Source organism: Micromonospora globispora (assembly GCF_003857015.1).
Taxonomy (GTDB): Bacteria; Actinomycetota; Actinomycetes; order Mycobacteriales; family Micromonosporaceae; genus Micromonospora; species Micromonospora globispora.
Genome location: NZ_QGGF01000047.1, coordinates 1 through 11966 on the forward strand (window position 1 = coordinate 1; position 11966 = coordinate 11966).

The window sequence follows — 11966 nt, forward strand, 5'->3', positions numbered from 1 at the left end:
TCCTGGAGCTCCGCCTCCCGCGCGGCGCGGCCATCGCCCGAGCCGTGGTCGGCGGCGCCCGCGAGGCCCTCACCCGGCTCACCACGTCGATCGCCCAGGCGGAGGAGCACCGCGACGCCGTGGCGCGGGAGCGCGCCGCGCGGGAGGCGGAGCTCCAGGAGGTACGCGGCGCGGCCAAGCGCCTCGGCGCCGAGCTGGAGCGGCTCACCAGCCAGGTGCACCGGGACGAGGTGGCCCGCGCCGAGCAGCGGCTGCGCATCGAGCAGTTGGAGGCCAAGGCGGCCGAGGACTTCGGCCTCGACGTGGAGACCCTGATCGCCGAGTACGGCCCGACGCAGCTGGTCCCGCCCACCCAGGTGGACGTCGCGGCGGCGGAGAAGGACGGCCTGCCGGCCCCCGAGCCGGTCCGGTACGAGCGGCCGGTGCAGGAGAAGCGGGCGGCCAAGGCGGAACGGGAACTGGCCCTGCTCGGCAAGGTCAACCCGCTCGCGCTGGAGGAGTTCGCCGCGCTGGAGGAGCGTTACAAGTTCCTCTCCGAGCAGCTGGAGGACCTCAAGGCCACCCGCCGGGACCTGCTCACCGTGGTCAAGGACGTGGACGACCGGATCCTTGAGGTGTTCGCCAGCGCGTTCGAGGACACCGCCCGGGAATTCGAGCAGGTCTTCACCGTGCTCTTCCCCGGCGGCGAGGGGCGGCTGGTGCTCACCGACCCGGAGGACCTGCTCACCACCGGTGTCGAGGTGGAGGCGCGGCCCCCGGGCAAGAAGATCAAGCGGCTGTCGCTGCTCTCCGGCGGTGAGCGGTCGCTGACCGCCGTGGCGATGCTGGTGGCAATCTTCCGCGCCCGGCCCAGCCCGTTCTACATCATGGACGAGGTGGAGGCGGCGCTCGACGACGTGAACCTGGGCCGCCTGATCACCTTGCTGGCACAGCTGCGGGAGAAGAGCCAGCTGATCGTCATCACGCACCAGAAGCGGACGATGGAGATCGCCGACGCGCTCTACGGCGTGACCATGCGCAGCGGGGTCACCCAGGTGATCAGCCAACGGCTCAACCGGGCCGACGACGACGAGCGGCCTGGCCGCGGCGAGGAGAACGGGTAGTGGCTCGGGAACGCGCGACGGCGCTCCTGGTGGACTTCGACGGCGTACTGCGCCGCTGGGACCCGGCGGTGGCCGCCGACGTCGAGCGGCGGTACGGGCTCTCCGAGGGGGTGCTCGGCGAGATCGCCATGTCCTGGGGGCTGCTCCAGCCCGTGCTGACCGGCCAGGTGAGCCACGCCGAGTGGGTGGCCAGCGTGGCGGACGCGCTGACCCCGTCGGCGGGCAGCCCCGAGCGGGCCCGCGCCGCGGTGGAGGAGTGGCAGCGCTACCGGGGCGAGGTCGACCAGGACGTGCTCGGGTTCATCCGCGAGGTCCGCGCGGCCGGCGTACGGGTGGGGCTGGGCACCAACGCCACCGACCTGCTGGACGCCGACCTGGCCGCGCTGGGCCTGACCGACGAGCTGGACGTGATCGTCAACTCCTCGGTGGTCGGCGTGCACAAGCCTGCCAAGGAGTACTTCCAGGCGGCCTGCGAGGCGTTGGAGACCCCGCCGGCGCGGGTGCTCTTCACCGACGACGAGGACCGCGCGGTCCGGGGTGCCCGTGCCGCCGGGCTCTCCGCGCACCGGTGGAGCGGGCACAGCGACCTGCGCTACCTGCGGGCGGCGCTGGCGTACTGAGCGAGGGACGCGCGGCGCGGATGGACAGGCCGGGGCGCCCCCTTACGTCGGGGCGCCGCGCCATGCCGCGCGTCAGTCGCCGGTGACGCCGTCGATGCGTTCCCGGATCAGGTCGGCGTGGCCGTTGTGCCGGGCGTACTCCTCGATCATGTGGATGTAGACCCAGCGGACATTGAACTGGTCGCTGCTGCCGTCGCGGCGCCGGCGCTCGAAGGTCCGGTCCAGCGACAGGCCGGCGGCGGCGGCCCGGGCCGCCTCCACCTCGGCGGCGAAGGTGGCGAAGTCGGCCTCCGCGTCGGCGTCGGCGGCATTGTTGAAGTCGCCGTCCGGGTCCTCCTCGGTGCCGTAGAGGCCGCCGACGTCCTGCCCGGCGGCGCGGACCCGGAACCACCAGCGCTCCACCTCGGCCATGTGCCGGACCAGCCCGAGCAGGGTCAGCCCGGACGGCTCGACGCTGGGCGTCTTCAACTGCTCAGCGGTCAGCCCCGCACACTTCATCAGCAGGGTCTGCCGGTGGTAGTCCAGCCAGCCCTCCAGCATCGTGCGCTCGTCGGCGACGTACGGTTCGGTGGTCCGGGTGATCTCCGGTGCTCTCCAGGTCATCGGCACATCGTGGTCGCCGGGTACGACAGCCGCGAGCGATTATCAGGGCACCACGACGACGGGCCAACGGCCGGTGCGGACCAGGCGGGTGGCGACCGACCCGAGCAAGCGGTGGCCAGCCTGCTCGGACGATCCGACCACCACCAGGTCCGCCCGGGTCTCGTCCGCCGCCTTGCAGAGTTCGCTGTACGCGTCCCCGCGCCGGCACAGGAAGGTCACCGGCAGGCCCAGCTCCTCGGCGCCGCGCCGGCAATCAGCCCGTAGCTCGGCGGCGAGCTCGTCGTGGGCCTGCTGGACGGCCCCCGCCACCAGACCCGACATGATCGCGGTGTAGGCGGCCGGGGAGCTGACGAAAACCACCACCAGGCCGGCACCCTGCCGACGGGCCAGCCCGGCGGCGTACGAGCCGGCGCGGAGCGAGGTGCGGGTGCCGTCCACCCCCACCAGCACCACCCGGGGGCCGTCGGTGCCCCGCTCGTACGGCAGCGGGCGGGCCTGGGGGCCGTAGTCCTCGCGGTCCAGCGGTGCTCCGACGCTCATGCCGTCACCTCGCTCAGTCGTGGATACCGGTCCGAACCACGGCGGCGCCACCGCCGGCGGCCACCGTCGACTCCTGCTCGACCTCGTCGGCGAGCGGGTCGCCGGTGTGCCGGCGCAGCGGTACCTCCTTGATGAAGGAAACCGCGATCAGGGCGATCAGGCCGAACGGGGCGGCGGCCAGGAAGATGTCTCCGGCGCCGTGCCCGTACGCGGACTCGATCACCGCCCGGATCGGGGCGGGCAGGGTGTGCACGTCCGGCAGGGTCCCGCCGCTGCCGGAGCTGGACGCCTTGATGCCGAGCCCGGCCAGCCCGTCGGCGATGTAGTCCTTGACCTTGTGGCCGAGCACCGCGCCGAGCGCGGAGACGCCGATCGCCCCGCCGAGGCTGCGGAAGAAGGCGACCACCGAGCTGGCCGCGCCGAGCTCGTGCACGCCGACGGTGTTCTGCACGGCGAGGACCAGATTCTGCATGGTCATGCCCACGCCGAGGCCGACCAGCGCCATGAAGATGCTGAGCCGCCAGTACGGCGTGTCCGCGCGGAGCGTGCCCATCAGCGCGAAGCCGATGGTGAGCAGCGCCGAGCCGGCGACCAGGTACCGCTTCCAGCGGCCGGTGTTGGTGATGATCCGGCCGACGACCGTGGAGGCCACCAGCAGGCCGAGGATCATCGGCAGGGTCATCAGGCCGGACTTGGTCGGGCTCACACCGCGGCTGATCTGGAAGTACATGCCGAGGAAGACCGAGGCGCCGAACATGCCCACGCCGACCGCGATGCTGGCCACCACGGCGAGGGTGATGGTGCGGTTGCGGAACAGCCGCGGCGGGATCATCGGCTCGGCGGCCCGGTTCTCGACCCGGATGGCGAGGGCGCCGAGCAGCAGCGCACCGATCACCATGACGGCGGTCTGCCAGGAGATCCAGTCGTACTTGTCGCCGGCGAGGGTGATCCAGATCAGCAGCAGCGAGACGGCGGCGGTGATCAGGGTGGCGCCCCACCAGTCGATCTTCACCTGGCGCCTGACCACGGGCAGGTGCAGCGTCTTCTGGAGCACGATCAGGGCGAGGATGGCGAACGGCACGCCGACGTAGAAGCACCAGCGCCAGCCGAGCCAGTCGGTGTCGACGATCACGCCGCCGATCAGCGGGCCGCCGATGGTGCCGACGGCCATCACCGCGCCGAGGTAGCCGCTGTACCGGCCCCGCTCGCGCGGCGCGATCATCGTCGCCATGATCACCTGAGCCAGGGCGGTGAGACCGCCGGCGCCCACGCCCTGGATCACCCGGCAGCCGATGAGCTGCCCGGTGGACTGGGAGAGGCCGGCCAGCACCGAGCCGAGCACGAAGACCGCCAGGGCGAGCTGGACCAGGATCTTCTTGCTGGTGAGGTCGGCGAGCTTGCCCCAGATCGGGGTGGTCGCGGTGGTGGCGAGCAGCGTCGAGGTGACCACCCAGGTGTACGCGGACTGGCCGCCGTGCAGCTCGGTGATGATCCGTGGCAGCGCGTTCGAGACGACCGTGCCGGAGAGGATCGCGACGAACATGCCCAGCAGCAGGCCGGAGAGTGCCTCCAGGATCTGCCGGTGGGTCATGTTGACGGCGGTCGCCCGAGTGGGCGCTGGCGCCTGGGTCATCGTGGGGTGCCTCCGAATGGAGAAGAAGGGGGGTTGCCTCAGGCAACCGTAGGGCTTGGTTGCCTCGAGCAACAACCGGACGTGGCGCAGATCTATTCCGTCCCGTCCGGGTCAGAACGTCTCGTTGAACCGGTGCAGCAGGCGGGCGAAGTCCGCCACGTCCCGCTTCGGCCAGCTCTCCAGCGTGCGGCGGATCTGGCCGAGCCGGGCCGCCCGCGCCGCGTCGAACCGGCGGGTGCCCTCCTCGGTGAGGCTGAGCTGGGCGGCCCGCCGGTCGGTCGGGTCCGGGTCCCGCCGGACCAGACCGAGGGTCTCCAGGCCGTGGATCTGCCGGCTGAGCGTGCCCTTGCCGACGCCCAGCTTCGCGGCCAGATCGGTGAGACGGATCGAGCCGGAGCGGCGCAGCCACAGCAGCAGCCCGTACGTGTTGGGCTCCAGGTTGGGGTGCACCTCGCGGGCGATCTCCCAGGAGAGCGCCCGGCCGCGGCGCAGCAGCGCGGTCAGCTCGTGCTCCACGTCCCGCAGGGTCTCCGGCAGGTGATCGTCCACGCAGAGAGCGTACGGCTGGTCAACCCTTGCCGGTCAGCCGGTGCTGCGCCACCGTGCGGAGGTGGCCGTCGCTGGTGGTCCCCTCGATCACCACCTCGGCCGTCCGGCCCCGGTGGGTCAGCGTGGCCACCGCGTTGCCGAAGTACGGCCCAGCCAGCTTCTTCCACCGCACCGACGGCCGGCGTACCCCGGCCGAGCGGGCGAGCGCCCGGGTGGCCGCCGCCGGCCCGGGCGACCAGCCCAGCTTCATCAGCGGGCGCATCCCGGCCGGCACCTGGTTGTGGATGGGGGAGCAGGTGAGCTGGTGCACCGGGGTACGGACGCCCCGGTCTGCGAACCGGGCCCGGGCCACGTACGAGTGGTGCACGTCACCGGAGAGCACGCTGATCGACGCCGGTGGCGGGTACGCCGGCCCGGCACCGACCCGGTCGCCGGGCCGCCCCGGCCGGCCGCTGCCCAGCCGGGCGAAGAGCGCGCCGAGCGCCTCGAAGGAACGGTTGAACGCCGCCCAGTGCTCCAGGTCCCAGGCGCGGCGGATCTGCTCGGACACCTTCGCCACCCACGGCCGGCGGGAGTCGGCCAGCCGCTCGTTCCACGCCTCCACGTGGTGGATGCCCGGCGGCAGCAGCCACGGCAGCGAGGCCCCGACGACGAGGTGCTCGTAGACGCCGTGCGCGCGGTCGAGGAACCAGGACCACTCGCCCGGCGGCAGCATCGCCCGGTTGCCCGGCTCCAGTACCCGGCTGGACCGGTTGTCCAGCACGACCAGGCGGGTGCGCCCCAGGTCGAGCGCGTAGCTCCACTGGTACTGCACGGCCCGCCACCGCTCGGTGTCGTGGGCGACGTCGGCCTCCTTGTCGACCCGCTCCCCGAACTCGTTCAGCACGCCGGTGGCGTCCTCTGCGGCGGTGACCTTGGCGTAGACCGGGTCGGCCGCGATCTCATCCGGGGAGAGGTTGCCCAGGTGCTGGTAGACCCAGTAGGAGGCGAGCCCGCTGCGGATCCGCTCCGCCCACCACGACTGCTCCCGCATGTCCGCCCGCCAGGCGGCCGAGGTGTTCCAGTCGTCGATCACCTCGTGGTCGTCGAAGATCATCACGCTCGGCACGATGGAGAGCAGCCAGCGGATCTCCGGGTCGCGCCACGACTCCAGATAGAGCTTGGTGTACTCGTCGAAGGTGACCACCTGGGTCGCCGGGGCGCCCTTCGGCCGCCTCCGGCGCCGCTTCAGCAACCGCCGCACGGTCGGCGAGGTGACGTCGGCGTAGACCTGGTCGCCGAGGAGCACCAGCAGGTCGGGCAGGGCGGCCGGGTCCGGGTCGGCCATCGCCCGCCGGGCGTACGCGTCGAGCGCGTCCGGGGGCAGCCGGCGGGCGGTCGCGTGCTGGGTGGTCTCCCGGCACGAGCCGAAGAGCAGGGTGACCGGCTGATCCCGGTCGTCGACCGCCCGGGTACGGATCACGCTCGGCGGGAAGCCGCTCTCCGGCACCGGCCAGGCGACCTCGCCGTCGAGGAGCACCTCGTACGTGGCGGCGCTGTCCGGGGCCAGCCCCTCGACCACCACGATCGCGTAGTGGTGGTCGTACGCGGTGAAGGTCGGCGCGGTCCCCGAGGCCCCGTCGGCCGTGCGGACGGTGACCACGGCGGGCCCGCTGGTCTCCACCCACACGGTGGCCCGCGTGCCGACGACCCGTCGCAGCAACGGACCGATGAGCAGGCGGGAACTGGGCACGGGCACCTCCGAGGTGAGAACCGGACGCCTTTCTACCCCGACGGCGGTTTCGGCACGCCTGGCTGCGGCGAGCGTACCCGCAGGTCCCCCGCGTGCGGAGGCGGTGATTGGGACGGCGCCGCCGGCATCTGACAGGATTTCGGCATGAAGGAATACCTCCTCGTCGTACTCGCCCTGCTCGGCGTGCTGATCCTCGGCGGCCTCAGCCTGGTGGTGCCGCGGCTGCGCCGGCGTCCCCAACCGCCGCTGCCGGAGACGGAGGTCGAGGCCCGGCCGGAGGAGGCAGTCGAGGCACCGCCATCCGAGGTTTCCACCGGGATCCTCGTCGAGCCGCCACCGGTGGTCGAGGCGCCGCCCGTGGTCGAGGTGCCGATCGAGGTCCCCGAGCCCACCGCCGGCCGGCTGGTCCGGCTGCGCTCCCGGCTGTCCCGCTCGCAGAACGTCTTCGGCAAGGGCCTGCTCGGCCTGCTCAGCCGCGACCACCTCGACGAGGACACCTGGGAGGAGATCGAGGACAGCCTGATCACCGCCGACGTCGGCGTCGAGTCGACCCGCGAGATCGTCGACCGGCTCCGCGAGCGGACCCGGGTGCTCGGCACCCGCTCGGCCACCGAACTGCGCTCCCTGCTCGCCGCCGAGCTGGTCAACGCCCTCGACCCGACGCTGGACCGGTCGCTGAAGACCGCCCCGAAGGATGGGGTGCCGGCGGTCGTGCTGGTCGTCGGCGTCAACGGCGCCGGCAAGACCACCACCTGCGGCAAGATCGCCCGGGTGCTGATCGCCGACGGCCGTACCGTGCTGCTCGGCGCGGCCGACACCTTCCGCGCCGCCGCCGCCGACCAGCTCGAGACGTGGGGCAGCCGGGTCGGCGCGGAGACCGTCCGCGGGCCCGAGGCCGCCGACCCGGCCAGCGTCGCCTTCGACGCGGTCAAGCGCGGCATCGACACCGTCGTCGACACGGTGCTGATCGACACCGCCGGCCGCCTGCAGAACAAGGTCGGCCTGATGGACGAGCTGGGCAAGGTCAAGCGGGTGGTGGAGAAGCACGGCCCGATCGACGAGACCCTGCTGATCCTGGATGCCACCACCGGCCAGAACGGCCTGGAGCAGGCCCGGGTCTTCACCGAGGTGGTCAACGTGACGGGCGTGGCGCTGACCAAGCTCGACGGGACCGCCAAGGGCGGGATCGTGATCTCCGTGCAGCGCAAGCTGGGCATCCCGGTCAAGCTGGTCGGCCTCGGCGAGGGCCCGGACGACCTGGCCCCGTTCGAGCCGGCGCAGTTCGTCGACGCGTTGCTCGGGACCGAGCCGCTCGCCCGGGACGCGTAACCTCGGGTGACGACTGACGATCGCGCCTACGCGGGGTGGCGCGAACCCAGCCATCCGTCGCCGCGCCTCGGGAGACCGTACGTGACTTCGCAGGAGATCCCGCTGCACGGCGGGAACGTGAGCACCGTGGTCCGGGTGGGTGACACGGTCCGGCGCAACGCCGGGCCGTGGACCCCCTCGGTCCACGCGCTGCTGCGCCACCTGGAGTACGTCGGCTTCACCGGCGCCCCGCGCGCCCTCGGCATGGACGAGCGCAACCGGGAGGTCCTGTCGTACCTGGAGGGGGAGTGCGGGGAGTACCCGCTGGCCCGGCACTGGGTCACCGACGAGGCGCTGGTGACCGTGGCGACCATGCTGCGGATGTTCCACGACGCTCAGTACGGCTTCACCCCGCCACCCGGGGCGGTCTGGCGTTCCTTCGGCCCGCCCCCGCCGGACACCGAGGTGATCTGCCACCATGACGCCGCCCCGCACAACGTGATCTGGCGGCCCGACGGCACCCTCGGCCTGATCGACTTCGACCTGGCCTCGCCGGGTGCCCGGATCTACGACGTGGCGTACGCGGCCTGGACCTGGGTGCCGATCTTCTCCGACCGGGACTCGATCACGCTCGGCTGGAAGCACCCGGACCGGCCGCGCCGGCTGCGGCTGTTCGCCGACGCGTACGGGCTGATCCCCCGGGACCGGCACCGGCTGATCCGGACCATCCGCAAGCGGATCGTCGACCACGTCGAGGGCATCCGCCGGATGGCCGCGGCCGGCGACCCGGCGTTCGTCCGGATCGTGCACAAGGGGCACCTCCGGCGCCCGATGCGCGACCTGCGGCTGCTCGACTACGAACGGCACGCCCTCGAGTACGCACTGCGCTGACCTCCGACGCGACGACAGAGTGGCCGGTTCCTCGTCGGAACGGCCACTCTGTCTGTTTGCCGGGTCCAAGATCGAGGTTCTTCACACGCCGGAAACAAGCCGTCACGGGCCGGAAATCGAGCGGTGTCGGTGAAGGAAACAGCCGCCGACCAAGCTTCCGCGCAACCGGCTGACGGGCGATGCTGCCAGGTTTCAGCCGGAGGAGGACTTCCACACCGAGAGGAGGCAGCGTGGAGATCAACACCGGCAACACCGCCTGGTTGCTCTTGTCGTCTGCGCTCGTGCTGCTCATGACGCCCGGCCTGGCCCTGTTCTACGGTGGTCTGAACCGGTCCAAGGGCGTGCTCAACATGATGATGATGAGCTTCTCGTCCATCGGGCTCATCTCCGTTCTTTGGGTCATCTACGGCTTCACCCTGGCGTTCGGCACCAACGACAGCGCCGGGACCAACAACCTGATCGGCAGCTTCACCCAGTACTTCGGCACCCAGACCAAGTTCATCGGCGAGGAGTGGCTCTTCCTCGGCACGGGCACCGGCATCCCCACGTACGTCGTCATGGTCTTCCAGATGATGTTCGCGGTGATCACCGTCGCCCTGATCTCCGGTGGGCTCTCCGACCGGCTCAAGTTCTCCGGCTGGCTGCTCTTCGCCTTCGCCTGGTTCACCCTGGTCTACGTTCCGGTGGCGCACTGGATCTGGGGCGGCGGCTTCATCGGCTCCAAGATCAAGGCGCTCGACTTCGCCGGTGGTACCGCCGTGCACATCAACGCCGGCGCCGCCGCTCTTGGTGTGGTGCTGGTCCTCGGCAAGCGCATCGGCTGGCCCAAGGAGAGCTTCAAGCCGCACAACGTGCCGCTGGTCGCCCTCGGCGCCGGTCTGCTCTGGTTCGGCTGGTTCGGCTTCAACGCCGGCTCCGAGCTGACCGTCGACAGCACCGCCGCGGTCGCCTTCGTCAACACCCAGGTCGCCACCGCCGCCGCCGTGCTCGGCTGGATCGCGGTGGAGTGGCTGCGCAACGGCAAGCCGACCATGGTCGGTGCCTCCTCCGGCGCCGTCGCCGGTCTGGTCGCCATCACCCCGGCCTGCGGCTTCATCGCCCCGCTCCCGGCGGTGCTGCTCGGCCTCGTCGCCGGCGCGGTCTGCGCGCTCGCGGTGAGCCTGAAGTACCGGTTCGGCTTCGACGACTCGCTCGACGTGGTCGGCGTGCACTTCGTCGGCGGCTGGATCGGCTCCCTCTCCATCGGCCTCTTCGCCACCCTCCAGGTCAACTCGGCCATCGAGGGCCTGGGCGCCAGCGAGGGCCTGTTCTACGGTGGCGGGGTCACCCAGCTCGGCCGGCAGGCGCTGGCCAGCGGCATCGTCTCGGTCTACTCCTGCGCAGTGGCCGCGCTGATCGCCTTCATCATCAAGAAGACGATCGGCCTGCGGTCCGACGCCGAGGCCGAGGTCGCCGGCATCGACGTCGCCGAGCACGCGGAGAGCGCGTACGACCTCTCGCCCACCACGGGCAGCAGCACGGGCGGCGCGTTCGCGATGGCCGGGCTGACCCCGGCCGGCACCAAGCCGACGGCGGAAGACGCCCCGGTCAGCGAAAAGGTCGCCGGTTAACGTTCCAGGAATGGAGGGGTTGGACATGAAGCTGGTGACCGCGGTCATCAAGCCGTACCAGCTGGACGCGGTGAAGGAGGCCCTGCACGCCCTCGGCGTGGCCGGCCTGACCGTCAGCGAGGTCCAGGGGTACGGCCGGCAGAAGGGGCACACCGAGGTCTACCGGGGTGCCGAGTACACGGTCGAGTTCCTGCCCAAGATCCGGGTCGAGGTGCTCACCGACGAGATGGACGTCGACAAGATCGTCGACGCCATCGTGGGCGCCGCCCGGACCGGCAAGATCGGCGACGGCAAGGTCTGGGTCACCGGCGTCGAGGAGGTCGTCCGGGTCCGGACCGGCGAACGCGGCCTCGACGCCCTGTAGGAGGCCAGCCCAGATGACCCCGTTGGTCAGGAGTGACGCGTCGGACCCCCCGGTCATCGCCGACGCCGATCTCCTGGTCAACGGGGTCGTCGGCGTGCCGGGCGGGATCGGCGAAGCGGCCCGGGTCCGCCGGGCGGAGGCCATCGACGCCTGGCTCACTCGGCTGCTGCCGGCGCGGGACGGCATCGCCCTGATCGCCGTCGGCGGCCTGGGGCGGCGCCAGTGCGCCCCGTACGGGGACCTGGACCTCGTCCTGCTGCACGCCGGAGTGCCCGGAACGGACGAGCTGGCCGCCTCGCTCTGGTACCCGATCTGGGACGCCGGACTGCGGCTCGACCACTCGGTGCGTACCGTCGCCGAGGCGCTCTCGGTGGCCCAGGACGACGTCAAGGTCGCCCTCGGCCTGCTCGACGCGCGCTTCGTCGCCGGCGACCGGGCGCTCGCCGACTCGCTGATCCACACCGCGACCGACCACTGGCGGCGTACCGCCGTCCGCCAGCTGAGCGGGCTGAAGGAGATCACCGCCGCCCGCTGGGAGACCCACGGCGAGCTGGCCTTCCTGCTGGAGGGGGACCTGAAGGAGGCCGCCGGGGGGCTGCGCGACGTGGGCATCCTCCGGGCCATCGCCACCGCCGGCATCACCGACGCGCTGCGCCCCGTGGTCCGCGCCGCCCACCTGCGCCTGCTGGACACCCGCGACGCCCTGCACCAGCAGGTCGGCCGCCGGGTCGACCGGCTCGTCGCGCAGGAACGCGACGGGGTGGCTGCCTTGCTCGGACTTCGACAACTTCAGCTCGGCGCGTCTGACGCCGCGCCGCTCCGACAACTTCAGCTCGGCGCGTCTGACGCCGCGCGGCGACCTGAAGCCGTCGCTGAAGCCGGCGACGGCGACGCCCTGCTGCGCCGGGTGGCCGGGGATGCCCGGACCGTCAGCCACGCCCTCGACGACGCCTGGCGGGCCGCCGACCGGCTCCGCTCCGGCCGCCGCCGGGGCGCCGACGGCCGCCCCGTCC

The 11966-nt window shown here is 72.0% G+C and carries 11 protein-coding genes and 1 pseudogene; 7 read left to right on the forward strand and 5 right to left on the reverse strand.

Annotated elements, in window-relative coordinates:
* Together DKL51_RS01385 and DKL51_RS01390 are read left to right on the forward strand one after the other, a co-directional pair.
* The coding region (locus tag DKL51_RS01385) for an AAA family ATPase (protein ID WP_148097700.1) at positions 1–1103 on the forward strand (1103 nt) is incomplete at its 5' end.
* Positions 1103–1723, forward strand: a complete 621-nt coding sequence (locus tag DKL51_RS01390; RefSeq protein WP_124811639.1) for an HAD family hydrolase — start codon at positions 1103–1105, stop codon at positions 1721–1723. The genes DKL51_RS01385 and DKL51_RS01390, both read left to right, overlap by 1 nt.
* 72 nt (positions 1724–1795) lie before the next feature.
* Here DKL51_RS01390 and DKL51_RS01395 read toward each other — a convergent pair whose 3' ends face one another.
* From DKL51_RS01395 to DKL51_RS01415, 5 genes are all read right to left on the reverse strand, one after another.
* Positions 1796–2326 carry a DinB family protein gene (locus DKL51_RS01395; RefSeq protein ID WP_109945634.1) on the reverse strand — a complete coding sequence of 177 codons (531 nt, stop codon included), beginning with the start codon at positions 2324–2326 and terminating at the stop codon, positions 1796–1798.
* Positions 2327–2368: 42 nt separating this feature from the next.
* Positions 2369–2866 carry a universal stress protein gene (locus DKL51_RS01400; RefSeq protein WP_109945635.1) on the reverse strand — a complete coding sequence of 166 codons (498 nt, stop codon included), beginning with the start codon at positions 2864–2866 and terminating at the stop codon, positions 2369–2371.
* 13 nt (positions 2867–2879) lie between these two features.
* Positions 2880–4499, reverse strand: coding sequence for an MDR family MFS transporter (locus DKL51_RS01405; protein ID WP_109945636.1), 1620 nt, complete (start codon positions 4497–4499; stop codon positions 2880–2882).
* Positions 4500–4610: 111 nt separating this feature from the next.
* Complete coding sequence (locus DKL51_RS01410) at positions 4611–5048, reverse strand: MarR family winged helix-turn-helix transcriptional regulator (RefSeq protein ID WP_243420556.1); 438 nt, start codon at positions 5046–5048, stop codon at positions 4611–4613.
* 19 nt (positions 5049–5067) lie between these two features.
* Positions 5068–6780 carry an alkaline phosphatase D family protein gene (locus DKL51_RS01415; RefSeq protein WP_124811640.1) on the reverse strand — a complete coding sequence of 571 codons (1713 nt, stop codon included), beginning with the start codon at positions 6778–6780 and terminating at the stop codon, positions 5068–5070.
* Between the two features lie 144 nt (positions 6781–6924).
* Here DKL51_RS01415 and ftsY point away from each other — a divergent pair, with 144 nt between their 5' ends.
* The 5 genes and pseudogenes from ftsY to DKL51_RS01440 form a co-directional block, all read left to right on the forward strand.
* The gene (ftsY, locus tag DKL51_RS01420) at positions 6925–8109 is read left to right on the forward strand and encodes a signal recognition particle-docking protein FtsY (RefSeq protein ID WP_109945638.1); all 1185 of its coding nucleotides are present in this window, start codon (positions 6925–6927) and stop codon (positions 8107–8109) included.
* A 6-nt stretch (positions 8110–8115) separates the two neighbouring features.
* Complete coding sequence (locus DKL51_RS01425; RefSeq protein ID WP_185734664.1) at positions 8116–8979, forward strand: phosphotransferase; 864 nt, start codon at positions 8116–8118, stop codon at positions 8977–8979.
* Positions 8980–9209: 230 nt separating this feature from the next.
* Complete coding sequence (locus DKL51_RS01430; protein WP_109945640.1) at positions 9210–10589, forward strand: ammonium transporter; 1380 nt, start codon at positions 9210–9212, stop codon at positions 10587–10589.
* A 25-nt stretch (positions 10590–10614) separates the two neighbouring features.
* Entirely contained in the window at positions 10615–10953 is a 339-nt protein-coding gene (locus DKL51_RS01435) for a P-II family nitrogen regulator (protein WP_013284578.1), read from the forward strand.
* Positions 10954–11008: 55 nt separating this feature from the next.
* Positions 11009–11966 (forward strand): annotated as a pseudogene (locus tag DKL51_RS01440) ([protein-PII] uridylyltransferase); the annotation flags it as partial.

Bases quoted from the DNA above. Each gene is read 5' to 3' on its own strand.
- DKL51_RS01395 (WP_109945634.1), bottom strand. From the start codon at position 2,326: ATGACCTGGAGAGCACCGGAGATCACCCGGACCACCGAACCGTACGTC.
- DKL51_RS01400 (WP_109945635.1), bottom strand. From the start codon at position 2,866: ATGAGCGTCGGAGCACCGCTGGACCGCGAGGACTACGGCCCCCAGGCC.
- DKL51_RS01405 (WP_109945636.1), bottom strand. From the start codon at position 4,499: ATGACCCAGGCGCCAGCGCCCACTCGGGCGACCGCCGTCAACATGACC.
- ftsY (WP_109945638.1), top strand. From the start codon at position 6,925: ATGAAGGAATACCTCCTCGTCGTACTCGCCCTGCTCGGCGTGCTGATC.
- DKL51_RS01435 (WP_013284578.1), top strand. From the start codon at position 10,615: ATGAAGCTGGTGACCGCGGTCATCAAGCCGTACCAGCTGGACGCGGTG.